This window comes from Nocardioides sp. Z38_18, assembly GCF_058215695.1.
In genome coordinates, this window is the sequence record NZ_JBZAJE010000001.1 from 310,330 (window position 1) to 337,060 (window position 26,731).

A 26,731-nucleotide genomic window follows, 5' to 3' on the forward strand; every position below is an offset into this window, starting at 1 on the left:
GCACTCAGGGTCCCTTACGATGACGGCCATGACGATCGGCCGTGAGCGCGTGGAGTGGTTCCAGGAGACCTTCGAGGCGCTCACCGGGAACATCGAGCTCGCCGTGCTCGGCAAGCGGCACGTGATCCGGCTGACGCTGACCTGCCTGGTCTCGGGTGGGCACCTGCTGCTCGAGGACTTCCCCGGCACCGGGAAGACGATGCTCGCGCGGGCACTGGCCGGGACGCTCGAGGGATCGCACGCCCGCGTCCAGTTCACCCCCGACCTGCTGCCCAGCGACGTCACCGGCATCACCGTCTACGAGCAGAACAAGGGGACCTTCACCTTCCACCCCGGCCCGATCTTCCACTCGATCGTGCTGGCCGACGAGATCAACCGTGCCTCGCCGAAGACCCAGTCCGCGCTCCTGGAGGTGATGGAGGAGGGGCACGTCACCGTCGACGGGATCACCCACGACGTGCCGCACCCGTTCATCGTGATCGCCACCCAGAACCCCATCGAGCAGGCCGGCACCTATCGCCTTCCCGAGGCCCAGCTGGACCGGTTCCTGATGAAGACCTCGGTGGGCTACCCGGACGCGGAGGCCACCGAGGAGCTGCTGCTCAACTCGCGGCTGCGCGACCGCGCCACGCTGGTCCAGCCGATCATGGCGATCGCCCTGGTGGAGGAGATGGGCCGGATCGCCGACGAGGTGCACGTGGACCGCTCGATCGTGACCTACATCCGGCAGCTGGCGGAGGCCTCCCGGGAGATGGAGCACGTGCGGCTCGGTCTGTCCGCGCGCGGCTGCCTGGCCCTGATGCGGGTGGTGAAGACCTGGGCGGCCGCCGACGGCCGGGACTACGTCGTGCCCGAGGACGTGGCCGAGCTCGCCCACCCCGTGCTGGGGCACCGGCTGATCCTCGACGGCGAGGCACAGTTCCGCGGCGTGAGCATCGACGACGTCGTCGACGACCTGCTGGCCCGCGTCCCGGTCCCCTCGGTACGCGTGTAGGTCGTGAAGCTCCCGGCGCCTCTGCGGGTGGTCACGCCCTCGGGGCGCTGGCTGCTCCTGGTCGCCCTCCTGTGCTACCTGATGGACGCCGTGGGGAGCTGGTCGGTCTTCCAGCTGATGTGGGTGGCCTGCCTGGTGATGGGCCTGCTGGCAGTGGCCTCGGTGTTCCTGCCCACGCGGGCCCGGGTCGACCTCACGGTCTCCCCGCCGCGAGCGGTGGCCGGAGACGTCGCGGAGGTGGTGCTCGGTGCGACGAGCGTCGGCCGGCTCCGGATCCTCGGCCCCGTGGTCGACGTGCCCGTCGGGTCCGAGGAGCACCTGATCAGGCTGCCGGTCCTGCGCCGGGACAAGGTCGTCGAGGAGCGCATCGAGCTGTCCCAGCTGCGCCGGGGGGTGGTGCCGGTGGGCCCGGTCATCGCGCGGCGCAGCGACCCGCTCGGCCTGCTGCAGTGGACCGAGCGGTGGTCCCCGGCGACCGAGCTCCTGGTGCTGCCGCGGATGGTGCCGGTCGACTCTGTCGGCGCCGGGGTGATCCGCGACCAGGAGGGGACGCCGAGCGACGAGGTCTCGATGAGCGACCTCGCCTTCCACGCCCTGCGGGAGTACGCGCCGGGGGACGAGCTGCGGCACGTGCACTGGCGCTCCTCGGCCAAGGCCGGGAAGCTACAGATCCGCCAGTACCACGACAGCAGGCGCAGCCACCTGACCGTGGTGATCGACGACAACCGCGACTCCTACCTCGACCCGGAGGACTTCGAGACCGTGGTCTCGACGGCGGCCTCGCTCGCCGCCCGCGCGCACCAGGACGGGGTCGACCTCTCCATGCTGTGCGGTGAGCACGCCGTCACCGGACGCGGCCTCGACGGGGTGCTGGACGCGTGCTGCCGCATCGAGCTCGCGAGCTCCTCCGACCCCGTCGTCGCCGCCCGGCAGGCGCTGCGGCTGGCCCCCGAGACCAGCTGGCTGGCCCTGCTGACCGGGAGCGCCGCGGACGAAGGGCTGACCAGCGCCCTGCGCATCGTGCTCCCGCCCGAGGTCCACCTCCTCCTGGTCCGGGCGGACGGTACGGCGAGCACCAGCGTCTCCGCGGCCGGCAACGCGATGCTGGTCGGTCTGCGCACCCTCGACGAGCTGCCGCGTGCCGTGCGCGCCGTGGCCGCGGGGGCGGCCCGATGAGCGGCCCGGAGAGTCACCCAGAGCGCCACCCGGAGAGCGGCCTGACGAGCAGCCCGGCCATGACGCCGTACCGCCTCGCGGTGGAGGTGGCCGACCTGGTCGCGGTGCTCGTGCTGGTGCTCCTGGCGCTGCTCGGGCTGCACACGATCTTCGCCGGCTGGGGCTACCTCGTCCTGGGAGCGGCCGCGGCCGCGACGGGGGTGGCCCTCGTGCTGCTCACCCTGCGCCAGTCGATCGTCGTGCTGCTCGCCGCCGTCCCCGTCGCGGGACTGCTGCTCGCTGGTCCGATGGCGCTGCGCAGCGGCGGGTTCGGCGCCGGGATCCCTGACCTCGGCGTGCTCGTGGCGGTGATGCAGGGCAGCGTCACCGGCTGGGGGGAGCTGCTCACCACCCTGCCCGGCGTCGACCTGGCCGGGGCCCCGGCCCTGGTGCCGTTCCTGCTCGGACTCTTCGGGGGCGCGGCCGCCTCGGCGGTGGCGCTGCGCACCAGGAGTGCCGGAGGTCCCCTCCTGCCCCTGATCGCCGTCCTGGCCGTAGTGCTGCTGCTGCGTCGGACCGACGGCGGCCCCTACGACTGGGCACCGGCCGCGTTCGCCGTGGTGTCCGTGGTGTGGGTGGTGGCACGCGGGCTCGGCCTGGCGCCCCACTCCCGGCAGGTCGCCGGCGCGGCGCACGGCCGGGGGCAGCGCGGGGTCGCCGCAGTGGTGGTCGCGGCGGTCGCCCTGTCCATCGCAACGGTGGTCACCTCGGGCAGCGACAGCCTGGCCGGCGCCAGCCTGCAGGGCCGTATCGGCCAGGTCCCGGACGTCGCCGCCCTCGACTCGCCGCTGCGCCGCTTCCGCTCCTTCACCGAGCAGCCGCCCGACACTCCGCAGAACGTGCGGCAGAAGCTGCTGTTCAGCGTCACGGGTGCGCCCCGGGGCAGCCGGATCAGGATGGTGACGCTGGACCGGTACGACGGCAAGGAGTGGCGCGCGGAGAACGACACCATGCCGGACACGCTCCTGGACCGCTTCCTGCGGATCGACAGCCGGATCGAGAACTCCAACCCCGGTCGTGAGTACCGGATGCGGGTGTCGGTGACCCGGGCCTACCGCAGCGCCTGGATCCCCACCGTCGGCTCGTTGACGTCCTTCCGGTTCCTCAACGCCGACCGGCTGGCCCGGCGCACCGAGGTCCGCTACGACCTGGAGACCTCCTCGGCCGTGATCCCCGCCGGGCTCAAGCCGCGCAACACCTACGAGTTCACTGCCGTGATCCCCGACCAGCGGCTCACCCGGTCCATGCGGGCCTGGCCCGGTGACCTGATCACGGTCGAGGACGCGGAGAAGGCGGACCCCCTCGTGCAGCGGCTGCTGGCGAGCCCGGCCGAGCCGATGCGCAAGATGTTCGTGCTCGCCAAGTACCTGCGCGACGTCGGGCAGTACAGCAACGGTGCCTTCCCCGGCGAGCAGCAGTACACCGCGGGCCACGGCAGCAAGCGGCTCTTCGAGGGGTTCCTGTTCGCCCCGCTCATGGTGGGCAACGAGGAGCAGTACGCCGCGGCGATGGCAGTGCTGGCCAACCGGGTCGGCGTACCGGCTCGGGTGGTGGTGGGCGCGGTCGTCCCGAAGGACGGCCGGGTGCGAGGCTCCGACGTGCGGGCGTGGGTCGAGGTCCGCACAGCGGACGGGATCTGGCGCACGCTGCCGACCGAGCAGTTCATGAGCCGCCGGCCCCCGCTGCGCGACCTCGCGCCCGTGCCACCGCCGCCGCCCCAGATGCCGGCGAGCACGGAGACGCAGAAGCAGGACCTGGTGAAGCGGGACCGGGCCACCAAGCGCAAGGCCGAGCAGCGTGCCGAGGACCAGACCCGCGGCACGGTGGTGCGCACGCTGCCGTGGCTGCTCGCCCTCCTCCTGGCGCTGCTGGTCCCCGCGGCCAAGCTGGTCCGCCGCCGGCTGCGGCGTACGCGCGGGCGCCCCTCCGACCAGATGGCCGGCGCCTGGAACGAGCTCGTCGACCACGCACGCGACCTCGGCATCCCCGTGCCGCGGCACACTTCCCGCCCGGCGCAGGCACGGGTGCTCGCGCGAGCGGGGGCGCTGTCCCGCGAGGGGGACGAGGGCGTGTTCGCCGCGGTGGAGCCCGAGGAGGAGACTGTGGGTGCCTACTGGGAGCAGGTGCTGGGGGAGCGCGCCGCGCTGGGCCGGACCCAGCCGCTGCGACGACGGATCTGGGCGCCGTTCAACCCCGCCTCCCTGGTCGGCCGGCGCCGGACGGATTAACGCTCCACCCCGTTTTCGTCCTAGACTGGGGAGTCGGCCCAACGTGGGCTCGTTTTGTGGCGCCTCGCGGCTGCCCGGACACCAGCGGACTCGCTCGAAGGAATGGGTCTGTGCGTGCCCGGGGTTGAGGTTCCTTGGGCGGCCCACGAGGTCCACTGCCCGCCCGGTCCGCCGGTCGTGGCAGGCGGTTCCCGGGCCAACGGTAGACAACCAACACCAGCGACCAGATTGTGGAGGACATGCCGAAGAAGGAAGGCGTGATCGAGATGGAGGGCTCCGTCGTGGAGGCCCTTCCCAACGCGATGTTCCGAGTGGAGCTGAGCAATGGACACAAGGTGCTCGCCCACATCAGCGGCAAGATGCGCCAGCACTACATCCGGATCCTCCCCGAGGACCGCGTGGTGGTGGAGCTGTCCCCCTACGACCTGACCCGGGGTCGGATCGTCTACCGGTACAAGTAACCAAACCAGCCGACCAATGAGAAAGGGCTGACATGAAGGTCAACCCGAGCGTCAAGCCGATCTGTGACAAGTGCAAGGTGATTCGTCGCCACGGCCGCGTCATGGTGATCTGCGAGAACCCGCGTCACAAGCAGCGCCAGGGCTGAGCCCAGCCGCTGTGCTCCACAACTGAAGACATCCACTACGTGTTCGCTCAAGGGACTCGACAGCTCCACCGTCGGGACCCGGACCACCTCCGGAACGGATGGCCGGAGCTCCTGCTGATGCGGGGGACGCGACACGACCAGACCACCGTGACCCACTTGAAGGGAACCGCCATTCATGGCACGCCTCGTTGGTGTTGACCTCCCGCGCGACAAGCGCATCGAGATCGCACTCACCTACATCTACGGCATTGGCCGTACCCGCTCCCAGAAGATCCTCGCCGTCACCGGTGTCGACCCGAACGCTCGGGTGCACACCCTCGGTGACGAGGAGCTGGTCAAGCTCCGCGACGCGATCGAGGCCGACTACAAGATCGAGGGTGACCTCCGTCGCGAGGTCCAGGCCGACATCCGCCGCAAGATCGAGATCGGTAGCTACCAGGGCCGCCGACACCGCCAGGGACTGCCCGTTCGCGGACAGCGCACCAAGACCAACGCGCGCACCCGCAAGGGCCCCAAGCGCACCGTCGCCGGCAAGAAGAAGGCCAAGTGACCCCAGGCCACGTCACCGCACGTAGGTCTGCTCACCGCCCCCACCTCAGCTACCGAACACACACCAGGAGTTTGTGAATGCCCCCCAAGAGCCGCACCGCGGCCGGCGCCAAGAAGGTGCGCCGCAAGGAGAAGAAGAACGTCGCTCAGGGCGAAGCCCACATCAAGAGCACGTTCAACAACACGATCGTCACGATCACCGACCCCACGGGCGCAGTGATCTCGTGGGCCTCTGCCGGCACCGTCGGCTTCAAGGGCTCGCGCAAGTCCACCCCGTTCGCCGCGCAGATGGCCGCCGAGGCCGCCGGTCGCCGGGCGATGGACCACGGCATGAAGAAGATCGACGTCTTCGTGAAGGGCCCGGGCTCGGGCCGCGAGACCGCCATCCGTTCGCTGGGTGCCATCGGCCTCGAGGTCGGCACCATCCAGGACGTCACGCCCACCCCCCACAACGGTTGCCGCCCGCCCAAGCGCCGGCGCGTCTGACCCGAGACTGAAAAGGAGACTTTGACCCATGGCTCGTTACATCGGCCCCATGACCAAGAAGTCGCGCCGTCTCGGTGTCGACCTCGTCGGTGAAGACAAGGCGTTCGAGAAGCGCCCCTACGCGCCCGGCCAGCACGGCCGCACGCGGATCAAGGAGAGCGAGTACCGCAACCAGCTCCAGGAGAAGCAGAAGGCCCGCTTCACCTACGGAGTGATGGAGAAGCAGTTCCACAACTACTACGACGAGGCCAGCCGCCGTCCCGGCAAGACCGGTGACAACCTGCTGCAGCTCCTCGAGTGCCGTCTGGACAACGTGGTCTACCGCGCCGGGTTCGCCCGCACGCGTCGTCACGCCCGTCAGCTCGTCGTGCACGGTCACTTCCGGGTGAACGGCAAGAAGGTCGACATCCCGTCGTACCAGGTCGCGGCGCACGACATCATCGACGTGCGGGAGAAGAGCCTGGAGATGACCCCGTTCATCGTGGCTCGTGAGACCCACGGCGACCGGATCGTCCCCGCCTGGCTCGAGGCGATCCCCTCGCGGATGCGGGTCCTGGTGCACTCGCTGCCGGTGCGCGCGCAGATCGAGCTGCCGGTCCAGGAACAGCTCATCGTCGAGTACTACTCGAAGAAGTAACAACTCCACCCACCGCTGCATGAAGTTCGAGTCCGTCAAATATCGGGTGGGCTCGGAAAGGAAAAAACAGTGCTCATCGCTCAGCGCCCGACCCTGTCGGAAGATGTCGTCGACGAGTTCCGCTCGCGGTTCGTGATCGAACCGCTGGAACCCGGCTTCGGCTACACGCTCGGCAACTCGCTTCGCCGTACGCTCCTGTCCTCGATCCCGGGGGCCTCGGTCACCAGCATCAAGGTGGACACGGCCCTGCACGAGTTCTCCACGATCGAGGGCGTCAAGGAAGACGTCACCGAGATCATCCTCAACCTCAAGGGCCTCGTCGTCTCCAGCGAGCACGACGAGCCGGTCGCCATGGTGCTCCGCAAGTCGGGCGCCGGCGTGGTGACCGCGGCGGACATCGAGTCCTCCGCGGGCGTCGAGGTGCACAACCCCGACCTCAAGATCGCCACCCTGAACGCCAAGGGCAAGATCGAGATGGAGCTCATCGTCGAGCGGGGCCGCGGCTACGTCAGCGCGGTCCAGAACAAGGGCGCTGACAACGAGATCGGCCGGCTCCCGGTCGACTCGATCTACAGCCCCGTGCTCAAGGTGACCTACAAGGTCGAGGCCACTCGTGTGGAGCAGCGCACGGACTTCGACAAGCTGGTCATCGACGTCGAGACCAAGCCGTCGATCACCCCGCGCGACGCCATCGCATCGGCCGGAAAGACCCTGGTCGAGCTGTTCGGCCTGGCCCGTGAGCTCAACGTCGAGGCCGAGGGTGTCGACATCGGCCCCTCGCCCGTGGACGAGCAGCTGGCCCAGGACCTCGCCCTCCCGGTCGAGGACCTGAACCTGACCGTGCGTTCCTACAACTGCCTCAAGCGCGAGGGCATCCACACCGTGGGTGAGCTCATCTCGCGCTCGGAGCAGGACCTGCTCGACATCCGCAACTTCGGTGCGAAGTCGATCGACGAGGTCAAGGCCAAGCTGGTCGAGATGGGCCTGTCCCTCAAGGACAGCGCGCCCGGCTTCGACCCGGCGACCGCCCTCGCGGCCTACGACGACGACGACGACTCCTTCGTCGAGGACGAGCAGTACTAACGGAATGAGCTTCGCTCATGCCCGACACCGGGGGATGAAGCCCCCCGGACCCCCGTCCATGGTTGCGTTCCGAAACCGTGGTCAAGCCCAGCTCTGAACCAGACGATCTATCTACTCCGGTACCTGACACGGCCGGGGAGAATGTGAGAGAAGCAAATGCCTACTCCCAAGAAGGGTGCCCGTCTCGGCGGTAGCCCGGCGCACCAGCGGCTGATCCTCTCGAACCTCGCCACGGCGCTGTTCGAGCACGGCCGGATCACCACCACCGAGGCCAAGGCGCGCACGCTGCGTCCGGTCGCGGAGAAGCTGATCACCAAGGCCAAGAAGGGCGACCTGCACAACCGGCGCGAGGTCCTCAAGACCATCCGCGACAAGTCGGTCGTGCACACGCTGTTCACCGAGATCGGTCCCAAGTTCGCGGAGCGTCCCGGCGGCTACACCCGGATCACCAAGCTCGGCCCGCGCAAGGGCGACAACGCCCCGATGGCGGTCATCGAGCTGGTGAACGAGGAGTTCAAGCCCTCGGCTCCGAAGACGCAGAAGACCGCAGCCGCCGCCCCGGTGGTCGAGGTCGAGAAGGCCGACGACGTCGCTCCTGCCGAGGTGGAGGCGACCGACGCAAGCGGCGAGGAGCAGGTGCTGGACACCTCGTCGACCGACGTCGAGTCGGCCGAGGCCCAGTCCGAGGCCCAGCCCGAGGCTGAGTCAGAGGCTGAGGCACCGGAGGCAGACGCCGAGTCCGAGGACGACGCGAAGGCCTGAGCCCGGCTCAGCACAAGCACAGAACGCCCCAGGGCCCGTCACCACTTAGTGGTGGCGGGCCCTGGTGCATGTCCTGGCGCATGTCCGGCGCATGTCCGGCCGGACTCAGTCGAGGAAGGCCCTGATCGCCGCTGCCTCGGCGCGCAACCGGTCGCCGCGCTCGGGATGGCCCCGGTCGTCGTACACGCCGGCGGCCTCTTCGCGCTCGGTCGCCTCGGCGAGCACGATCGCGGTCACCTCGGATTCCGCCAGGGCTCGGCGCAGGGCCTCGGTGCTGCCGACGCCCAGCGTGGAACCGGCGACGTCGGCGGATCCCGCGGTTTGCTCACCGGCTCCGTCGGCGTCCGCGCCCAGCCCCTGGGCCTCGGCGTTGGAGAGGGCACCGAGCACGGACCGGATGGCGGTGACCGCTGACCGGTCGCGGGCCTTCATCGCCACCGGGAGACCTGCGGTCAGGCGCGCGCGGAGTCCCTGTGGCTGCGTGGGCGGTGTGGGCTGGGCCGGGGAGTCCATCGGCCGATGCTAGCCAGCAGCGGGGCTCGCGGTCACCGAGTTTTTCACCCGGCCCGGTCCTGGCGTACGTCGAGGCGCAGCAGCCGTCCGGCGAGTGCGACCGCAGGGCCGAGCAGCACGATCACCGCGACCGTCCCGGGGCCGATGGTGGCGCCGAGCACCCACCCGACGAGGGCACCGAGCCCCTGGACGACGCTGTAGCTCCACTTGAACGGCAGCGGCGGGTCCCAGGCGAGCGCGGCCGCCTCGGCCGGTCCGGCACCCAGGTGCGTGCCGAGGTAGGCCGCGATCCCGATCGCGAGCACGGGGAGCGCAGCCAGCAGCATCAGCGCCTGTCCCAGCAGCGAGCCGGGGGTCTCGAGCGCCGGCAGCAGCCAGGACACGGTGAAGCCCACCACCACGATCTGGACGATCGTGCCGATGCCCGGGCGCAGGCGGCGCACCGCTGCCAGTGCCAGGAACGCCGCGCTGATCGAGATGTTGGAGACCAGGAACGGGATGTCCGCGCCGATGGAGACCCCGTTGACGAGGGTGGAGTAGCCATCCGAGCCGAGGTCAGCCGTGAGCAGCAGCGCGACCCCGAGCCCCAGGGTGAGACAGCCGAGCACGAGCTGCAGCAGGCGCTGCGGGGAGGGGATTGGCACCGGGGCAGCATCCCAGACGGGCTCGCTGCGGCTGACGGTAGGTTGGGTCGGTGCGACTGCGAATCGACCTCGCCTACGACGGATCCGCCTTCCACGGTTGGGCTCGCCAGGTGTCCCTGCGCACGGTGCAGGCGGAGGTCGAGAAGGCCCTCGACACCGTGCTGAGGACCAGCGGGAGCTCGCTGACCGTCGCCGGGCGCACCGACACCGGTGTCCATGCCCGGGGGCAGGTCTGCCACCTCGACGTGGACCCGGACGCCGTGGTCACGGCGGCCGGGCGCAGCGACGAGCCGGTGCTGGACGCCGTACGGCGACGCCTCAACGGCCTCCTGGATCCCGACGTCCGCATCCGCCGCGTGCGCGAGGCGCCGGAGGGGTTCGATGCCAGGTTCTCGGCGATCTGGCGCCGATACGTCTACCGGATCGCCGACCGTCCCGAGCTCGTCGATCCCCTGGTGAGCGGGTTCGTGCTCACCCACCAGCGAGTCCTGGACCTCGAGGCGATGAACGTCGCCTCGGCCGGCCTGCTCGGTGAGCACGACTTCGCTGCCTTCTGCCGCAAGCGGGAGGGAGCCACCACCATCCGGTCGCTGCTCGACCTGCACTGGGAGCGGGACCCCGCGGGCCGGGCGATCGCCACCGTGCGCGCGGACGCGTTCTGCCACAGCATGGTGCGTGCCCTGGTCGGCTGCCTCATCGTCGTGGGGGAGGGGCGACAAGAGCCGTCGTGGGCTGCCGAGGTCCTGGCCGGACGCCAGCGCCACCCGGCCGTCACCGTCGCGCGTGCCCACGGACTCACCCTCGAGGAGGTCGGGTACCCCGCCGACACCGACCTCGCCGCGCGAGCCCGCGAGTCCCGGGCCGTGCGCACCCTCAGCGCGGATCCTGGCCCTGGGCAGAGCGCGCGCCCGACCCCGGACGCCGGCTGAGCCGGACCAGCCGGGTCACCTCCACCTCGTAGCGGCTGGCCCGGGCGCCCGCCGCTGCGTAGAACCTGCGCCGCAGCGACCCCTCGATGCGGACGGCGTCGCCGGCGACCAGGGCTGCCGCCGCGCGCTGGGTGCGCCTGGTCCAGCAGGCGAGGTCGATCACGTCGACCGCCCGCTTGGTGGTGCCCTTGCGTGGGGGCCGGTCGACGACGAGGCGCAGGGTCGCGAGGGTGTCGCCGCTGGGCAGCTCACGACGCTCGGGTGGTGCGCTGACCCGACCGACGAGCGTGACCTCGTTGCGGGACTCGGGACCGGGATCGGTCGCTGGGACGGGGGTGTGGGCGGGGGCCGGGGCCGAACGTGTCATGGGCCCAGCACACTGCGGCGGCGGCCTCCCCGGACATGGGAGGCCCTGGGGCTGGGGATAGGTTGGCGGTTCTGGCCCCCTGTGGGCGCCAACGGGTCGAGAGGACAGCAGTGGACGAGCACTACTTCACCGCTGACCCGGCCTCCACCTTCAAGCGGGTCCCGGTCCGCGCCAACGTCTGGGGGCACTGGCTCGAGCTCACCTCGGGGTCCGGGGTGTTCGCCCAGGGACGCCTCGACACCGGCACCGGCGTCCTGCTGCGTGAGGCGGCACCCCCGGTGGGGGCGCGCGAGGTGCTCGATCTCGGATGTGGGTACGGCGTGATCGGGCTGGCGATCGCCGTCGCGGTCCCCGAGGTCCGCGTGACCGCGATCGACGTGAACGAGCGCGCGCTGCTCCTCGCCCGGGAGAACGCCGAGCGGCTCGGGGTCAGTGACCGGTTCCGGGCGATGCTCCCCGACGAGGTCGATCCCGAGGCGTCGTACGACGAGATCTGGTCGAACCCCCCGATCAGGGTGGGCAAGGAGGCCCTGCACGAGCTGCTGCTGCGCTGGCTGCCGCGGCTGCGTCCCGAGGGCCGTGCCGTGCTCGTGGTGGGCAAGAACCTGGGGTCGGACTCCCTCACGTCATGGCTGGGGGAGCAGGGCTACCCCACCGAGAAGTCGGCGAGCGCCAAGGGGTTCCGGGTGCTGGAGACCCGCCGGGGCTGAGCGCGCCTCCAGCCACTTCCGGCGGGACTCACTCGCTCCCGGGGATGCCGGACGCCGGGGGTGCGTCCTTCCCGGCCGCGGAGGTGTCCTCCTCGATCGGGTTGTCCCCGATCTCGGTGACCTGGACCTCGGTCGCGGGCTGGACCAGCGCCCCCTCGAGCTTCGCCACCCGCATCCCCGTGGTGCCCATGTGGCTCTCCTTGCTGTACGCGAAGGGGGCCAGCATCGGACCCTCGAAGTCGGATCCCTGCTCCTCCACGGCATCCACGATGCCCTGGCGGGTGAGGTCCTTGCCGGCGGCCTGCAGCGCCTGGACGAACGTGTAGGCCTGGGCCATCCCGTAGACCCGGTAGTTCGTCAGCGGCTGGCTGTCGCCCTCCTGCTCCCACACCTTGCTCCACAGCTTGATCCACGCGCTGTCGGTGTCGTCGACGGTGTCGATGTACTTGGTGGTCAGGACGCCGTCCAGCGAGCTCGCGCTGCCCTTGACCGCTCCCTCGGAGAACCGGGAGAGCAGTGCCCCCACGAGGTTCGCGTCCGAGCCCACGTTCGTGTAGAACCACTGCGGCTTGTACCCCAGCTTGAGTGCCGTCAGCTGCGTGAGTGCGGTGTACGACGGGGTGTTGAAGCCCACCACGAGGTCGGCCTTGGCCGACTGCAGGGCAGAGACCTGCGGGGCCACGTCGGTGTTGCCGCTGGTGTACTTCTGGGTCTCGACGATCTGGTCGTCGATGTACTGCCGCAGCCCCTTCTCACCGTCGGCCCCGAGGTCGTCGTCCTGGAGGAAGAGGCCGACCTTGGCGTCGGGGAGGTTGTCGGCGATGTACTTCCCGATGACCTTCCCCTCGCTCTCGTAGTCGGTCTGCCACCCGAACGTCCACGGGTGCTTCTTCGGGTCCTGGCCCCAGGCCAGGGACCCCGACGAGACGAACAGGTCGGGGACCCCCTCGTCGTTGAGGAAGTCCACGACCGCCCCGTGGGTCGGAGTGCCCAGGCCGCCGACCATGGCGAAGATCTTGTCCTTGAGGACGAGCTCGTTGGTGACCGTGCTCGTCTTGGTCGGGTCGTAGCCGTCGTCGCGCACGAGGTACTCGATCTTGCGCCCGTTCACCCCACCTGCCGCGTTGACGTAGTCGAAGTAGGCCTGCGCTCCGGTGGGGATCTCGCTGTACCCGGGGGCGGCCACGCCCGTCAGGGGGAAGTGCCCGCCGATCTTGACCGAGCTCTCGGTGACGCCGGGGCTCGAGGAGCCACCCTCGGGGCGGTCACCGCCGCAGGCGGAGATCAGCAGCGTGGCGGCAGCGAGTCCTGCGAGGACGGCGCTTCGCCTACCCCTGGCGCGGGGCCTCCTGGCCTGGTCGTGGGTCATCGGGCTTCTCCCTTCGAGGTGACCGCGGCACCGGACGGTGGCGCGGTGGTGGGTGCGGTACGACGGGCGCCGCGCCGGGTGGCCCTGGTCCGGGCGGCGAGCATGCGGAGCGAGCCGACGATGCCCGCGGGGGCGACCAGCACGACCGCGACCATCACCAGCCCGTAGACGAGCGGCGCGAGCTCGGCGGCCTTGATGTCGCTGAGGCCGGCGCTGCGTCCGGCGTCGGCCGCCACGTCGGGCAGGAAGGTCAGCAGCGCCGCGCCGAGCAGGGCGCCGGTGAGGCTGCCGAGGCCGCCGAGGACGGCTGCGGCGAGCAGGGTCAGGCTGAGGGTGAGCGTGAACCCGCTGGGGGCCGCGAGGCGGACCGCGAACGCCATCACGGCGCCGGCAGCACCTGTGGCTGCGGCACTGACCATGAAAGCCGAGACCCGGGCGCGGCCCAGGTTGATCCCGGCCAGCTCCGCGGCCACCTGGTCGTCGCGCACCGCGCGCCAACGGCGCCCCACCCTGCTGCGGGAGAGGTTGGCCAGCAGTACGAAGGTCACGATCAGCACCAGCCAGGCCAGGTAGGCGACGTACCGGCTGCGGGTGAGCTCGTTGCCGGTGACGAAGTACGCCGCGTCGAGGACCCACACCGGGATCTCCGGCAGCCGGACCCGGAGGCCGGCCTCACCGCCGAGCCGCTCGCTGAACCTGAGTGCGAGCCCGGGGACGGCCACGGCCAGGGCCAGGGTCGCGCCGGCCAGGTAGGGACCGTGCAGCCGTGCGGCCGCCACCCCCACGAGCGCTCCGACGACGACGGTCGTGAAGGTCGCCACCACGACGATGCCCAGCAGGGGGAGCGCGGGCTCAGTGTCCTGCAGCAGGAGTGCGGCCGTGTAGGCGCCGATCGCCATCAGGGCGCCGTGACCCAGGGAGATCTGGCCGTTCAGCCCGGTCAGCACGGTCAGCCCGCCGACGGCGATCCCCAGGTAGGCCATCGAGGCGAGCTGGACGTTGCGGAAGTCGCTGGCGTTCTCGAGGACGAGCACGACCACGAGCAGCCCGACAACGGCCACCAGCAGGTGGCGGCTGGCCGAGTGGTCCCAGACGCGACTGGCGAGACGGCTCATCACACCCGCCGTTCCTCGGGCTGGGAGAACAGGCCCCCGGGCCGCAGCAGCAGCACCACCATCAGGATCCCGAGAGAGGCCAGCGCGACCAGCTCCGAACCCAGGTAGCCGCTGACGAAGCTCAGCGAGAGCCCCAGCAGCAGTCCGCCGAGCACGGCGCCGAGGGGTGAGTCGAGCCCACCGAGCACCGCGGCCACGAAGCCGTAGACCACGATCGAGTCCATGTATCCCGGGTGCACCAGGCTGCCGCCGGCAATCAGCAGTCCGGCGAGTGACCCCACGAGCGCAGCCAGTGCCCAGCCCAGGGTCAGCATCCGTCCCACCTGAACGCCGAGCAGGCGGGCCACCTCGGGGTTGTAGGCGGAGGCCCGCATCCGCAGGCCGATGTCGGTGAACCGGAAGAGCAGCACCAGCAGGCCCATCACGAGCAGCACCGAGAGGATCGTGAAGATGCCGGACCCGGTCAGCGCGATCGTGGTGTCACCAACCTCCAGGCCGCGGATCCCGAACGGCGCCGGGAAGGACCGGTAACGGTTGCCGAACAGGAGCGAGGCGAGGGCGTGCAGCACGATGAACAACCCCAAGGTCAAGATCACGGCGTTGATCTCGGAACCGCCCTCGACCGGTCGGATCACGACTCGTTCCACGAAGGCGCCGATCACGAGCCCCGAGACCAGCGCGGCGGCGAAGCCGAGCCAGTAGGAGTAGCCGGCGTCGATCACCGTGAGTGCCACGAAGGTGCTCATCATCGCCATCGGCGCCTGGGCGAAGTTGACGATCCGGGTGGACCGCCAGATCAGCACCAGCGCGAGTGCGAAGGCGGCGTACACCATGCCGAGCGTGAGCCCGCCGAGCGCGGTGTTGATGAACTGCTGCATGGTCTCCGCCTTCAGAACCCGAGGTAGGCGTGCCGGAGCTGGTCGTCGCCGGCCAGCACGTGGGCGTGGTCGTCGGCCACGACCCGACCGAGGTTGAGCACGACGCCGTGGTCGGCCAGGGACAGGGCGCTGCGTGCGTTCTGCTCGACCAGGAGCACGGTCAACCCCTCGGACTGCACCAGCCCGCGGAGGAGCTCGAAGATCTGGGTGACGATCCGCTGGGCAAGGCCGAGTGAGGGCTCGTCGAGCAGCAGCAGCGTCGGCCGCGCCATCAGGGCCCGTCCCACCACGAGCATCTGGCGCTCGCCTCCCGAGAGAGTGTGCGCCTTCGCCGACCGGCGATCACCGAGCACCGGAAAGAGGTCGTAGACCCGGTCGAACTCCGACTTCGCCACCGACCGGCCGCGGCCGAGACCGCCGAGGTGGAGGTTCTCGGAGACGGTGAGCTCGGTGATCACCCCGCGCCCCTCTGGGACGTGCGCCAGCCCCATGGCGGGCAGCTGCTCGGCCGGGGTCCGGGTGATGTCCCGGTCACCGAACCGGACGCTGCCGGCCTGGGGTCGCACCAGCCCCGAGACAGTGCGCAGCAGGGTCGTCTTGCCCGCGCCGTTCGCGCCCAGCACAGCGGTCACCTTGCCACGCTCGGCGGTGAGGCTGACCTCGTCGAGCGCACGCACCGGTCCGTAGCTCGTCTTCAGCCCCTGGATCGTGAGCACCTCAGGTCCCTTCCACCGCAGTGCCGAGGTACGCCGAGAGCACGGCCGGGTCGTCCCGCACGGACGCGGGAGTCCCCTGGGCGATGACCCGGCCGAAGTCGAGGACGGTGAGCTCATGGCACACCGACATCACCAGGTCCATGTGGTGCTCCACGAGCAGCACCGACATCTCCCCGGTCAGCTCACCGACGAGGGCGCCGAGCTCGTCGATCTCCTCCGCGGAGAGCCCGCTCGCCGGCTCGTCGAGCAGCAGCAGCTCGGGCTGGGCCGCCAGGGCTCGGGCAAGAGCCACGCGCTTGCGGACCGGGTAGGGCAGGCTCGCGGGTTGCCGGTCGGCGTACTCCACGATGCCGAGGCGGTCGAGGACCTCCAGGCCGTTCGCGTGCAGGCGACGTTCCTCCCGGGCCGAGCGGGGCAGTCCGAACAGGGAGCTGAGGAAGCCGGCTCTCGCGTGCGCGTCGGCACCGAGGACCACGTTCTCCAGCACGCTCATCCGGTCGAAGAGGCCGACGCCCTGCAGGGTGCGGGCGATACCGAGCCCGGCGAGGTCGTGCGGTCGGAGCCGGCTGAGCTCCTGCCCGTGCCAGGCGATGACACCGCTGTCCGGTGTCGTGAACCCGCAGGCGACGTTGAACAGCGTGGTCTTGCCGGCCCCGTTGGGCCCGATCACGCCGTGGACCTGGTGCCGGGAGACGCTCAGGCTGACCTCACTGAGGGCGGTGAGGCCACCGTAGGTGACCGTGACGTCGCGCAGGTCGAACCCAGGGGCCTGGCTCGCGGGGCCGGGAGTGGCCTGGGCGTGCGTCGGGTCCATTCCGGTCGCCTTCCCGTGGGACGGGTGCCTTGCATGTGATGTGGACCACTTTGGTCCCAGAGCACAGAATGCGCATTGGGCCGAACGCCCAAAAATGCTTGGTGGCCGAGCTCGAATCGACGGCAGGTGCTGGTCAGTTCGGGCCACGAGTGCAACGGTGCTGTCATGCGCCCGGCCCAAGTGCCTCCGACGCGGGCCCGAGTGGCGTCCGCCTGGGGCCTGCTGTTCGCGCGGGCGGATGCGATCGCCGACGCCATCTCGGCAGTGCTGTTCGAGCGCGACCGGGACACCTACGACCGGGTGGGTCCGGACCTGCGCGCCGACGTGCGTGAGAGCACCCGGGTGCACATCCGTCGCGGACTCGAGGTGCTCTCGGAGACCGGGGTGCAGGAGGGTTCCACCGTCGAACTGTGGCGCGAGACGGGTCGTCGCCGGGCTCGTCAAGGCGTGCCTCTGGAGCTGGTGCTCAGTGCCTACACCCTGGGCTCGCGCATCCTGTGGCAGAGCCTCGTCGAGGAGTCCCGGAGGAGCGAGATCGACGACGCCGTCCTGCTGGAGGCGGGACTGGCGGTGTGGGGAGCGCTCGACGTGCAGAACGCCGTGATGATCGACGGGTACCGGCGAGAAAGCGCCCGGCTGCAGCGTCGCGACCTGCAGCGCCAGCAGAGCATCCTGGACGCCCTGGTCGAGGGGCGCGGTGCCGATCTGGAGTTCGATGCCGGCGCTCGCGAGGCTCTCGGCATCGGCGGCGACGCCGCCATCGCCTGTGTCGTGGCGTTGTTCGACGGGGCGCTTGACGAACCACTCACCCCGGCCGAGGACCGGCTGGAGCGGCTCGGTATCGCGTCGTTCTGGCACGTCCGGGCCGGCGTCTACTTCGGGCTGCTGGCAGGCCCCTTGCCCGAGGAGCCTGGCCTGGTGGAGCTGTTCACCCCGCACTCGATGGGCCGAGTGGGCGTCGCCGCGTCACCGGAGGGCCTCGCCGGCTTCGCGACCGCCTTCCAGCTGGCGACGCGCGCCGCAGAGACCGTGGCGCACGGAAAGCGCGAGGTGGTCTCCGTGCTGGACCGGCTGCCGGAGGTCCTGCTCGCCGGCAGTCCCCAGATCGCGCCACTTCTCCTGGCAAGGACCCTGGGCCCGTTGCTGGCGCAGCCGGACGGACACACACGGACGTTGCTGGACACCCTGTCGGCGCTGCTGCGGCACGACGGCTCGGCCAAGCACGCGGCCGAGGAGCTCTACTGCCACCGGAACACGGTGATCTACCGGATGAAGCAGATCGAGCAGCTCACCGGGCGCAGCCTCGCCGATCCGCGCGACAAGCTGATGCTCCAGCTCGGGCTGATGTCGGTGGAGCGCGAGACCTACTGCGAGTGAGGTCCTAGGCGGTCGAGCAGCGAGCGCAGCGAGCGATCAGTCGAGACCCCTCGCAGCGGTCAACCAGCCGACTTCGACCGCCAACTGGTCTACGGCGCCGACGGGTCGGTCTACGAGTCCGATGGGCCGGTCTGGGACGAGGGTCGCGTCCGGCGCAGCCGCTGACGCCGCCCTCTCGACGAGGACCGGGGGAGCGGTCCTACGCTGGCCTGCGTGCTTCGTCGTACCCCGTCGGCCGCCTCCGTGCCGGCCCCCCTCCTGGTGCTGGGCGGAGTGGTCTCGGTGCAGTTCGGGGGAGCGCTCGCGGCCACGCTGGTGCCGGAGATCGGGGCCGGCGGGTCGGTGCTGCTGCGCATCACGATCTCGGCGCTGATCCTGCTCGCCCTGGCCCGGCCGCGGCTGCGAGCGCACTCGCGCGGTGCCTGGCTCACCGTGGTGGCGTTCGGGACCACGTTGGGACTGATGAACTGGAGCTTCTACAGCTCGCTGGCCCACCTGCCGCTCGGCGTCGCGGTCACCGTGGAGTTCCTGGGTCCGCTCGTGCTCACCACGGTGCTCTCCCGGCGGCCACTCGACTTCCTGGCGGTCGCCGCCGCCGCGTGCGGGGTCGTGCTCATCTCCGGTGCCCTCACGGTCCCCTTCGACGAGCTCAGCCTGATCGGCCTCCTGCTCGCGGCGACCGCTGGGGCGCTGTGGGCGGCGTACATCTTGCTGAGCCGGCGTACCGGCGCCGCGTTCGAGGGACTCGAGGGACTGGCGCTCGCGCTTGCGGTCTCGACGGTCGTGGTGCTCCCGGCCGGGCTCGGGAGCACCGGCCTCTGGACACCCGAGCACCTCCTCAAGGGGCTCGGGCTCGCCGTGCTGTCCTCGCTGCTGCCGTACTCGCTGGAGCTGCTCGCCCTGCGCCGGCTCAGCGCTGCCGTCTTCGGCATCCTGCTGTCCCTGGAGCCCGCGGTGGCCGCACTGGCCGGACTGCTCCTGCTGGGTCAGCGCCTCGAACCACTGCAGCTGCTGGGCCTCGCACTCGTCGTGCTCGCCAGCGCGATCGTGATGGGCCTGCGGCGTCCGGAGGAGCCGGGACACATCGAGATGACCTGACCCGTGCCGGTGGCCGGGGGTCGTTTGCCCGGTGACGTGACGTGTGTCACGCTGCTGCGCACCCCGACCCCCGGACCGAGGAGCACGCCCATGACCGTCGCCGCCACCGAGCTCGCCACGCCCCGGTTCCTCGACGACCGACTGGCGCACTGGGCGGCGGCAAACCCCGACGGTGAGGCGTTCACCTACCTGGGCCGCACGTGGACGTGGGCGCAGTGGGAGGAGCGGGTACGCCGCCTCGCGGGTGCCCTCAAGGCCATGGGCGTCGGTCGCGGCGACGTGGTCTCGTTCCTGGACAAGAACCACCCGGCCTGCGTCGAGCTGACCCTGGCCGCGGCCAGCCTCGGGGCGGCCAACGCGATCATCAACTTCCGCCTCGCCGGCGCGGAGGTCGACTACGCGGTCAACGACGCGGGCGCGAAGGTGCTGGTGGTCGGCTCCGAGCTGATGCCGCTGGTGGAGAAGATCCGCGACAGCCTGACCACGGTCGAGCACGTCATCGAGCTCACCCCCGACGGCGCGGACGGCGACGAGTACGAGGCCCTGCTCGCGGGGGCCGAGCCGGTCGGGCGCGACCCGGAGGTCGAGCCCGGGGACGTCTGCCTGGTGATGTACTCCTCTGGCACCACCGGCCGTCCCAAGGGCGTTGCTCTCACCCAGGACAACATGATCGCCCACACCGTGAACGCCCATGACGGTTGGGCGTTCGACGAGGGCGACAAGAACATGGTCTCGATGCCGCTGTTCCACGTGGGCGGTTCGTCGTACGTGCTGTTCGGCATCCACGACGGGGTCCCGAGCGTGGTCACGCGCGACCCGGACGGCGCGTCGCTGGCCGGGGCGATCATGCAGGGCGCCAACCGGACCTTCCTGGTGCCGGCGGTGCTGGCGCAGGTGCTCCAGTCCGGCGATGACGCGATCAAGCTCTTCGGCAACCTGAAGACCTACTGCTACGGCGCGGCGCCGATGCCGCTGCCGCTCCTGCGCGCGGCGATCGCGGCCTGGCCCGACACCGACTTCATCCAGGTCTACGGCCTCACCGAGGTCTGCGGCGTGATCACCCACCTGATGCCGGAGGCGCACCGCGACGAGGAGCACCCGGAGCGGCTGGTCAGCGCCGGCCAGTGCATCCCGGGCACCGAGGTCAAGGTGGTGGACCCCGAGACCGAGCGGGAGGTCGCCACCGGTGAGCACGGTGAGCTCTGGTTCCGGACGCCGCATCTGATGAAGGGCTACCTGAACCGGCCCGAGGACACTGCCCAGGTGATCACCGAGGACGGTTGGTTCCGCACCGGGGACATGGGCAAGGTCGATGCCGCCGGCTTCGTCTACGTCGAGGACCGGCTCAAGGACATGATCATCTCCGGCGGCGAGAACATCTACTCCCCGGAGATCGAGCGGGTGCTCGCCGAGCACCCGGCCGTGATGGAGGTCGCGATCATCGGCGTGCCCGACGAGCGTTGGGGGGAGACGGTCAAGGCCGTGGTCGCCCTCAAGCCCGGCACCTCGGCCACCGAGGACGAGCTGATCGCGTGGTGCCGCGAGCAGCTGGCGAGCTTCAAGTGCCCCAAGTCGGTCGACATCCTCGAAGCCCTGCCCCGGAACCCGACCGGAAAGATCCTCAAGCGCGACCTGCGCAAGCCCTACTGGGAGGGGCGCGACCGCTCCACGGTCTGAGCGAGCGGCTCGCGGGCCGGTTGGCCCGGCCGGGTTGGTGTCAGGCGGATTCGTCCTGGGGCTCCGGAGCCTGGCGCGTGCCGCGGCCCACACGTCGCACTTCCTCTTCGGAGCGCGTCATGAGCCCGGCCTCGACCTCCGTGAGGTCATGCACGGCTATTCCCCGGAGGACGGCACGCCGCGAGCTGCTGACTTCGGCCAGCTCACGAGGCTGCGCCAGGGCCGCGGCGGGGTACGACGCCTCGACCTTCGGCGCGCGGCGGGTGGACTGCCGGATCTCGAGGAAGACCCGCTCGGTGCAGCGCCCGTCCCGCACCGGGAACGTCTCCGCGATCCTCGCGAGGTACTCCGGGCGCGGCTCGGGGCCGTGCTCGACGGTCTCGATGATCGCCGAGACGGCGTCGCCGACGGTGAGGGCCACCGGCCCGAACCCGTCGCGGTCGTAGTCGAAGTAGCCCGGTCTGCCGGGGTGCTCGCCGCTCCAAGCCCGGTCCCGGTCGAACTGGAAGTAGACCACCGGGCGGTCGATGTAGGCGGCGTCGAAGGACACCGAGGAGTAGTCGGTGACCAGGACGCGGGCGCGCGCGAAGAGCGTGCGGATGTCCTGGCCGTCGTAGGTGAACACCTGGACGTGCTCGGGCAGGTCCAGCTCGCCGCTCAGCGGCTGCAGGTTCGGGTGCATCAGCAGCCCCACCCGCACCCCCTGGTCCTCGGCGAGCCGCTTCAGCCGCGGGTCGGTGACCAGGCCGAGCCAGTTCTGGGCGAACTCGGTACGCACGAAGTCGGCCAGGTCGATCGGCTGCTGTCCGGTTCCGCTCTCGGTGCTCGAGGTCATCAGCCACCGGCGCCAGGTGGGGGCGAGCAGGAGCAGGTCGCGGTCGTCGGGCCCGACACGCTCACCAGCCGCCCGCAGCACGTCGAGCCGTGGCATGCCGGTCAGCTTGGTCTCCCGCTCGGTGTAGCGGTACGGCGAGCCGTGGCCGACGATCGACTCGTACTCGGCACGGGTGCTGGTGAAGAACCGGTCCAGGTCCTTGGGGTTGAGCCACCTGGAGAGGTCGTCCTTGATCACGCCGTGCTGCAGGAAGGAGAACCGCCACCGGGGTGGCCGCAGCCGGGTGATCGCGGGCGGCCGGTCGATCGGCGGGTCGGCGTGGGAGGAGACGAGGTGGCGGCAGTTCAGCATCAGCAGCTTCCACCGCAGTGAACCGTGCGGGATGATCCGCAGGTAGCCGTCCTTGCGCAGCCTCCGGTAGTCCGCGGTGCCCTTGCGGATCACGAACCAGGCGTTGATCTTCCGCCGGTGCCGGCGCATGTAGCGGAAGAGGAACTCGGCATTGTCGTTTGCGTTGTCGATCCGGTCGATCAGCACCCAGGCGTTGCCGAAGTAGCGTCGCACCAGCGCGGTGGCGGAGAGCCAGACCACGAATCGCTCGAAGGCGCTCAGCGGCTCCCGCCGGGCGCTCGCCCGTGCGCGGTCTCGCTGCCTGGCCACCAGTCGCGGCACCAGCCGCGACCGGATCACCGCCAGCGGCAGCGAGTGCCGGGGCACCTCCCGCCCACCGAGCCGCGCCTCGACCTCGGTGTGGTCGAGGCGGGCCCGGATCGCCCCCGAGGGCAGCCAGACGATCCGCTCGAACATCAGGGTGCGGTCGAAGGCGACCACGCTCCGGGTCTTCGCGAAGACCGGTTCCACGGGCACACCGTCGCTGAAGTACTCCTCGTGCGGGGCCTCGTGGGTGTAGGTGTAGCTGACTCGCACGAGCCGGTGCCAGGCGTCCAGCTTGCTGATGAAGACGAAGTCGGAGTGCCAGTGCTCGGGCCGGTAGGCGTGCAGCAGGATCGTGCGCCAGGCCAGGTCGAACCGGCGCAGCCTGAAGGTCTGCACCACCAGGGGGTCGAGGAACGACGCGATCTGGCCCAGCAGCCGGTGGAACTCACCGGCAATGTCGCAGTGAGGGGCGGTGGCCATCGGGCGCCCGTTCGTGTCGTGCTGGAAGTACCAGGAGAGCCCGTAGAGGATGTTCGTCTGGAGCCAGTGCGGCACGTGCCCGAACCGCGCCCGCGCCTGCTGGAGGACGTCGAGGTAACCGAACTCGAGCTGGGCCGTGTAGTGGTCCGGGTCGGACCAGCTGGTGTCCAGCGCCGAGCTCTTGTCGAGCCGCTTGCGGTAGTCGTAGTGCGCATTCGGGAGATACGCGACCAGACGGTGCTCCAGGCTCAGGAGGTAGCGGACGCAGAAGTGCCCGTCCTCGAAGGCGGGCCGGACCCGCTCGTCGAAGCGCAGGCCCGTGCGGGCCACGATCTCGGTGCGGAAGAACGCGGTGGGCGCGCTCTCGTGGAAGAAGTCGGGCTCCTCGTCCAGGTTCCTGACCCGGTTGCCTCCGCGGAAATGCACCTGCGTCAGCGGGTGCAGCGTCCGGGCGCCCGTGGCCTCGGAGAACATCGTCCGGACCGTGACGGCCATGGCCACCTCGGGCCGGCCGTGCACGAAGGCAGCCACCTGCGTCAGGTAGTCGGGCGCCAGCTGGTCGTCGGGGTCGGGGAAGCTGACCCAGGCGCCCCGGGCAAGGGGCAGGCCGGCGTTGCGGGCCGAGGAGGCCCCGCCGTTCTCCTTGGTGATGACGGTGACGAGCTCGGGCCGGCGAGCCGCCCACTCGGCGAGGATCCGCGGGGTGGTGTCGGTCGACCCGTCGTCGACCATCACGACCTGGACGCGGCTCAGTGGGTAGTCCTGCGCCTCGACGGAGGCGATGAACTCCTCGAGGTACTTCTCGACGTTGTAGACCGCTGAGATCAACGTGAAGGTCGGTGACAGTTCTCTGTCCAGGACGTTCTCGCGCACGGCGTACTCCTTGGACTGCATCAGTTGCTGTTCAGAACGGGGCTGATGGTAGCCACCGTTTCAGCCCGAACTGGGCAACTACGCCCCGTTGGGGCGCCGTTTGTGGCACTTCCCACTCTGTGGACAGTGCCTGCCTACGCTGGAGGGATGAGGCGCCCGTTCGCGCAGCTCGACTGGAATGCGCTGTGCTGCGGCTGGCGGGGGCACGTGACCTACCGACCGGAAGACCGGGTGCTCGCCGACCGGCTCTGCGCCCAGACCGCCGTGGGTGAGGCCTGGCGCCGTCAACGTGTTCGCCGTGGCCTACCTGCTGTGGACCAAGCGGCTGTTCGGCCTGCGGGGTGGATGCGGCGCTCGTCGCCGCGCGACGCAGCGCCTCGTTGCTCGAGCAGGAGAGCGCCGCGCTCGCCCGTGCCACCGAGTGATCCAAGGCGTGGGATCTGCGGAGGAGGTCCCGGCCGGTCGACCGGCCGGGACCTCTCAGCTCACTTCCAGCGCTCGGAGGCCGGGACGAAGTCCAGGGTGCGGTCGCCGGTGTAGATCTGCTTGGGACGGGCGATCTTCTGGTCCTTGTCCTGGACCAGCTCGAGCCACTGCGCCAGCCAGCCCGGCGTACGACCGATGGCGAAGAGCACGGTGAACATCTCGGGCGGGAACTGGAAGGCCTCGTAGATCAGGCCGGAGTAGAAGTCCACGTTGGGGTAGAGCTTGCGCTTGACGAAGTACTCGTCCTCGAGCGCGATCTTCTCCAGCTCCTGGGCGATCTCGAGGAGCGGGTTGACCCCGGTGACCTCGAAGACGTCGTCGCAGGCCTTCTTGATGATCGTGGCGCGCGGGTCGTAGTTCTTGTAGACCCGGTGGCCGAAGCCCATCAGCTTCTCGTTGCCGTCCTTCACGCCCTTGATGAAGTCGGGGATGTTCTCCTTGCTGCCCACCCGGCGCAGCATCCGCAGCACGGCCTCGTTGGCGCCGCCGTGCAGCGGCCCGTAGAGGGCGCCCACCCCGGCCGAGACGGCGGAGTAGGGGTCGACCTGTGAGGAACCGACCGAGCGGACCGCGTTGGTCGAGCAGTTCTGCTCGTGGTCGGCGTGCAGGATGAACAGCACGTCGAGGGCCTTGACCAGGCGCTCGTCGGCGTCGAACTTCTGCTCGCTCATCTTGAACAGCATCGAGAGGAAGTTGGCGGTGTAGCTGAGCTCGTTGTCGGGGTAGACGTAGGGCTTGCCCTGCGCGTGCCGGAAGGCCCAGGCGCCCAGCGTCGGCATCTTGGCGATCATCCGGACGATCTGCATGTGCCGGTTGTCGGCGTCCTGGATGTTGCCCGACTCGGGGTAGAACGTGGACAGCGCGCCGACCGAGGCCATCAGCATGCCCATCGGGTGGGCGTCGTAGCGGAAGCCCTGCATGAAGGTCTTCACGTTCTCGTGCAGGAACGTGTGGTGGGTGATCTCGTGCACCCAGGTGTCGTACTGCTCCTTGGTGGGCAGCTCGCCGTGGATCAGCAGGTAGGCCACTTCGAGGAAGTTGGACTTCTCCGCCAGCTGCTCGATCGGGTAGCCACGGTACTCCAGGATCCCCTTCTCGCCGTCGATGAAGGTGACCGAGCTCTTGCACGACGCGGTGTTGGTGAAGCCGGGGTCGTAGGTGGCCAGGCCGGGGGTGTCGTCGTCGATCCTGATCTGTCCCAGGTCGCCGGCGCGGATGGTGCCGTCGGTGATCGGGATCTCGTAGTCCTTGCCGGTCCGGTTGTCTCGGACGGTGAGGGTGTTGTCACCGGTGGGTGTCACGTCGGCTCCTCGGGGGTGCTCGTGTCGGGGGGCGGTGGGCCCGATGTCATGATCGTGCGGCGACGTCGAGGATGCCCGGCGTACACCAAGATCAACCTATGCCAGCCCAGTCGGGACCGGCCAGCCCGCCCTGTTTTGACGGGCGCCCCGCACGGCCGGTAATCTCAAGGGTCGCGTCTCCTGCCGCGTCAGGGCTCCTTCGTTGTGGCCCCGTCGCAGACTCGCCGTCGGTCCACCGGACCGTGGGTGCGGGCAGTGTTCGTCAGAAGACGCGGTACCACCACCGGCCCGGGAATCAGCCCGGGACGGACACGAACGAGTGATAGGCCTACGACGTTGCGTACGTACAGCCCCAAGCCCGGCGACATCCAGCGCGAGTGGCACGTGATCGATGCCACCGACGTCCGACTCGGTCGGCTCGCCGTCCAGGTCGCCGGACTCCTCCGCGGCAAGCACAAGACCATCTTCGCCCCCCACGCCGACACCGGTGACTTCGTCATCGTCGTGAACGCCTCCAAGGTGTCCCTCTCGGGTGACAAGGCGACCAAGAAGCTCTCCTACCGGCACTCCGGCTACCCCGGTGGCCTCTCCTCGATCCCGATGGGCGAGCTGCTGGAGAAGGACGCCCGCCGGGCGATCGAGAACGCCGTGTGGGGGATGCTGCCCAAGAACCGTCTCGGGCGTCAGATCCTCAAGAAGCTCAAGGTGTACGCCGGGCCCGACCACCCGCACACCGCCCAGAAGGCCAAGCCCTTCGAGATCAAGCAGATCTCCCAGTGACTACTTCTTCATCTTCCGAGACGAACCCGCAAAGGAACACCGTGGCTGACGTAGAGACCGAGACCTTCGAGGTCAACGAGCAGGGCATCGCCTACTCCTCCGAGAGCGCCCCCAGCGCCGACGCGCCCCTCAAGCCGGCCACGATCGGTCCCGCCGCGGCCACCGGCCGCCGCAAGGAGGCGGTCGCCCGTGTGCGCATCGTCCCCGGCACCGGCAAGTGGATCGTCAACGGTCGCGAGCTCGCGAGCTACTTCCCCAACAAGCTGCACCAGCAGGTCGTGAACGAGCCGTTCGCCACCACGCAGCTCGAGGGTCGCTTCGACGTCATCGCCCGCATCCACGGCGGCGGCATCACCGGTCAGGCCGGCGCCCTGCGCCTCGGCGTGGCCCGCTGCCTGAACTGGCTCGACGAAGAGGCCAACCGCCCGGGTCTGAAGAAGGCCGGCCTGCTGACTCGTGACGCCCGCGTCATCGAGCGCAAGAAGGCTGGTCTGAAGAAGGCGCGCAAGGCACCTCAGTTCAGCAAGCGCTGATCCACCCGGAGAAGGTGC

General features: G+C 70.0%; 27 protein-coding genes. 17 read left to right on the plus strand and 10 right to left on the minus strand.

From position 1 onward, the window contains the following. Positions 1 to 28 precede the first annotated feature (28 nt). From AC4BGC_RS01500 to rplQ, 10 genes are all read left to right on the plus strand, one after another. Positions 29 to 994 carry an AAA family ATPase gene (locus AC4BGC_RS01500; protein WP_490554027.1) on the plus strand — a complete coding sequence of 322 codons (966 nt, stop codon included), beginning with the start codon at positions 29 to 31 and terminating at the stop codon, positions 992 to 994. A gap of 3 nt (positions 995 to 997) precedes the next feature. After that, positions 998 to 2,170 (plus strand): DUF58 domain-containing protein, encoded by a 1,173-nt coding sequence (locus AC4BGC_RS01505; protein ID WP_490554028.1) that lies wholly within the window; start codon positions 998 to 1,000, stop codon positions 2,168 to 2,170. 59 nt (positions 2,171 to 2,229) lie between these two features. Next, positions 2,230 to 4,437, plus strand: a complete 2,208-nt coding sequence (locus tag AC4BGC_RS01510) for a transglutaminase TgpA family protein (protein WP_490554029.1) — start codon at positions 2,230 to 2,232, stop codon at positions 4,435 to 4,437. A 239-nt stretch (positions 4,438 to 4,676) separates the two neighbouring features. Then, the gene (gene infA, locus AC4BGC_RS01515) at positions 4,677 to 4,898 is read left to right on the plus strand and encodes a translation initiation factor IF-1 (RefSeq protein WP_056536352.1); all 222 of its coding nucleotides are present in this window, start codon (positions 4,677 to 4,679) and stop codon (positions 4,896 to 4,898) included. 32 nt (positions 4,899 to 4,930) lie between these two features. Beyond that, a complete protein-coding gene (rpmJ, locus tag AC4BGC_RS01520) occupies positions 4,931 to 5,044 on the plus strand; it encodes a 50S ribosomal protein L36 (protein WP_004008316.1) in 114 nt (37 codons plus the stop codon). Between the two features lie 175 nt (positions 5,045 to 5,219). Continuing rightward, positions 5,220 to 5,594, plus strand: coding sequence for a 30S ribosomal protein S13 (rpsM, locus tag AC4BGC_RS01525; protein ID WP_490546512.1), 375 nt, complete (start codon positions 5,220 to 5,222; stop codon positions 5,592 to 5,594). Between the two features lie 77 nt (positions 5,595 to 5,671). Next, the gene (gene rpsK / locus AC4BGC_RS01530) at positions 5,672 to 6,079 is read left to right on the plus strand and encodes a 30S ribosomal protein S11 (RefSeq protein ID WP_067441111.1); all 408 of its coding nucleotides are present in this window, start codon (positions 5,672 to 5,674) and stop codon (positions 6,077 to 6,079) included. Between the two features lie 28 nt (positions 6,080 to 6,107). Beyond that, complete coding sequence (gene rpsD, locus AC4BGC_RS01535) at positions 6,108 to 6,716, plus strand: 30S ribosomal protein S4 (protein WP_490546511.1); 609 nt, start codon at positions 6,108 to 6,110, stop codon at positions 6,714 to 6,716. A 69-nt stretch (positions 6,717 to 6,785) separates the two neighbouring features. Further along, positions 6,786 to 7,799, plus strand: a complete 1,014-nt coding sequence (locus tag AC4BGC_RS01540; protein WP_490554030.1) for a DNA-directed RNA polymerase subunit alpha — start codon at positions 6,786 to 6,788, stop codon at positions 7,797 to 7,799. A 156-nt stretch (positions 7,800 to 7,955) separates the two neighbouring features. Beyond that, positions 7,956 to 8,561 (plus strand): 50S ribosomal protein L17, encoded by a 606-nt coding sequence (gene rplQ, locus AC4BGC_RS01545; protein WP_490554031.1) that lies wholly within the window; start codon positions 7,956 to 7,958, stop codon positions 8,559 to 8,561. 105 nt (positions 8,562 to 8,666) lie between these two features. On the opposite strand, the gene AC4BGC_RS01550 is transcribed toward rplQ, so the two are convergent. Continuing rightward, positions 8,667 to 9,074: a GatB/YqeY domain-containing protein gene (locus tag AC4BGC_RS01550; protein ID WP_490554032.1), complete on the minus strand. Its 408-nt coding sequence runs from the start codon at positions 9,072 to 9,074 to the stop codon at positions 8,667 to 8,669. 44 nt (positions 9,075 to 9,118) lie between these two features. After that, on the minus strand, positions 9,119 to 9,718 hold the full coding sequence (locus tag AC4BGC_RS01555) for a DUF6198 family protein (RefSeq protein ID WP_490554033.1): 600 nt from the start codon (positions 9,716 to 9,718) through the stop codon (positions 9,119 to 9,121). Positions 9,719 to 9,768: 50 nt separating this feature from the next. Between AC4BGC_RS01555 and truA the strand changes: the two genes are divergently transcribed. Beyond that, positions 9,769 to 10,647, plus strand: a complete 879-nt coding sequence (gene truA / locus AC4BGC_RS01560; RefSeq protein ID WP_490554034.1) for a tRNA pseudouridine(38-40) synthase TruA — start codon at positions 9,769 to 9,771, stop codon at positions 10,645 to 10,647. Here truA and AC4BGC_RS01565 read toward each other — a convergent pair. After that, a complete protein-coding gene (locus AC4BGC_RS01565; RefSeq protein WP_490546505.1) occupies positions 10,592 to 11,014 on the minus strand; it encodes a single-stranded DNA-binding protein in 423 nt (140 codons plus the stop codon). The two genes, truA and AC4BGC_RS01565, sit on opposite strands and share 56 nt — an antisense overlap. A 110-nt stretch (positions 11,015 to 11,124) precedes the next feature. On the opposite strand from AC4BGC_RS01565, the gene AC4BGC_RS01570 reads away from it, so the two are divergent. Then, positions 11,125 to 11,724, plus strand: a complete 600-nt coding sequence (locus AC4BGC_RS01570; RefSeq protein ID WP_490546504.1) for a class I SAM-dependent methyltransferase — start codon at positions 11,125 to 11,127, stop codon at positions 11,722 to 11,724. Positions 11,725 to 11,752: 28 nt separating this feature from the next. Here the strand turns inward: AC4BGC_RS01570 and AC4BGC_RS01575 are convergent, their stop codons facing one another. Genes AC4BGC_RS01575 through AC4BGC_RS01595 form a run of 5 tightly spaced genes read right to left on the minus strand, consistent with a single transcriptional unit; the run spans position 11,753 to position 16,616 of the window. Beyond that, entirely contained in the window at positions 11,753 to 13,093 is a 1,341-nt protein-coding gene (locus tag AC4BGC_RS01575; protein WP_490546503.1) for an ABC transporter substrate-binding protein, read from the minus strand. Continuing rightward, complete coding sequence (locus tag AC4BGC_RS01580) at positions 13,090 to 14,208, minus strand: branched-chain amino acid ABC transporter permease (protein ID WP_490554035.1); 1,119 nt, start codon at positions 14,206 to 14,208, stop codon at positions 13,090 to 13,092. Before AC4BGC_RS01580 ends, AC4BGC_RS01575 begins: the two co-directional genes overlap by 4 nt. Next, positions 14,208 to 15,086: a branched-chain amino acid ABC transporter permease gene (locus AC4BGC_RS01585; RefSeq protein ID WP_490554036.1), complete on the minus strand. Its 879-nt coding sequence runs from the start codon at positions 15,084 to 15,086 to the stop codon at positions 14,208 to 14,210. Before AC4BGC_RS01585 ends, AC4BGC_RS01580 begins: the two co-directional genes overlap by 1 nt. An 11-nt stretch (positions 15,087 to 15,097) precedes the next feature. After that, positions 15,098 to 15,802 carry an ABC transporter ATP-binding protein gene (locus tag AC4BGC_RS01590; RefSeq protein ID WP_490554037.1) on the minus strand — a complete coding sequence of 235 codons (705 nt, stop codon included), beginning with the start codon at positions 15,800 to 15,802 and terminating at the stop codon, positions 15,098 to 15,100. 1 nt (position 15,803) lies between these two features. Beyond that, positions 15,804 to 16,616 (minus strand): ABC transporter ATP-binding protein, encoded by an 813-nt coding sequence (locus AC4BGC_RS01595; protein WP_490554038.1) that lies wholly within the window; start codon positions 16,614 to 16,616, stop codon positions 15,804 to 15,806. Positions 16,617 to 16,781: 165 nt separating this feature from the next. Between AC4BGC_RS01595 and AC4BGC_RS01600 the strand changes: the two genes are divergently transcribed. From AC4BGC_RS01600 to AC4BGC_RS01610, 3 genes are all read left to right on the plus strand, one after another. After that, the gene (locus AC4BGC_RS01600; protein WP_490554039.1) at positions 16,782 to 17,993 is read left to right on the plus strand and encodes a PucR family transcriptional regulator; all 1,212 of its coding nucleotides are present in this window, start codon (positions 16,782 to 16,784) and stop codon (positions 17,991 to 17,993) included. A gap of 213 nt (positions 17,994 to 18,206) precedes the next feature. Next, positions 18,207 to 19,091 carry an EamA family transporter gene (locus tag AC4BGC_RS01605; RefSeq protein ID WP_490554040.1) on the plus strand — a complete coding sequence of 295 codons (885 nt, stop codon included), beginning with the start codon at positions 18,207 to 18,209 and terminating at the stop codon, positions 19,089 to 19,091. Positions 19,092 to 19,181: 90 nt separating this feature from the next. Beyond that, entirely contained in the window at positions 19,182 to 20,768 is a 1,587-nt protein-coding gene (locus AC4BGC_RS01610) for a long-chain-fatty-acid--CoA ligase (RefSeq protein WP_490554041.1), read from the plus strand. A gap of 40 nt (positions 20,769 to 20,808) precedes the next feature. Here AC4BGC_RS01610 and AC4BGC_RS01615 read toward each other — a convergent pair whose 3' ends face one another. After that, positions 20,809 to 23,613 (minus strand): bifunctional glycosyltransferase/CDP-glycerol:glycerophosphate glycerophosphotransferase, encoded by a 2,805-nt coding sequence (locus tag AC4BGC_RS01615; RefSeq protein WP_490554042.1) that lies wholly within the window; start codon positions 23,611 to 23,613, stop codon positions 20,809 to 20,811. 485 nt (positions 23,614 to 24,098) lie between these two features. After that, the gene (locus AC4BGC_RS01620; RefSeq protein WP_490546493.1) at positions 24,099 to 25,400 is read right to left on the minus strand and encodes a citrate synthase; all 1,302 of its coding nucleotides are present in this window, start codon (positions 25,398 to 25,400) and stop codon (positions 24,099 to 24,101) included. Between the two features lie 336 nt (positions 25,401 to 25,736). Between AC4BGC_RS01620 and rplM the strand changes: the two genes are divergently transcribed. Both rplM and rpsI read left to right on the plus strand, forming a co-directional pair. Then, positions 25,737 to 26,180 carry a 50S ribosomal protein L13 gene (gene rplM, locus AC4BGC_RS01625; protein WP_490546492.1) on the plus strand — a complete coding sequence of 148 codons (444 nt, stop codon included), beginning with the start codon at positions 25,737 to 25,739 and terminating at the stop codon, positions 26,178 to 26,180. Positions 26,181 to 26,221: 41 nt separating this feature from the next. Beyond that, positions 26,222 to 26,713 carry a 30S ribosomal protein S9 gene (gene rpsI, locus AC4BGC_RS01630; protein WP_490546491.1) on the plus strand — a complete coding sequence of 164 codons (492 nt, stop codon included), beginning with the start codon at positions 26,222 to 26,224 and terminating at the stop codon, positions 26,711 to 26,713. The last annotated feature ends 18 nt before the right edge of the window (positions 26,714 to 26,731 follow it).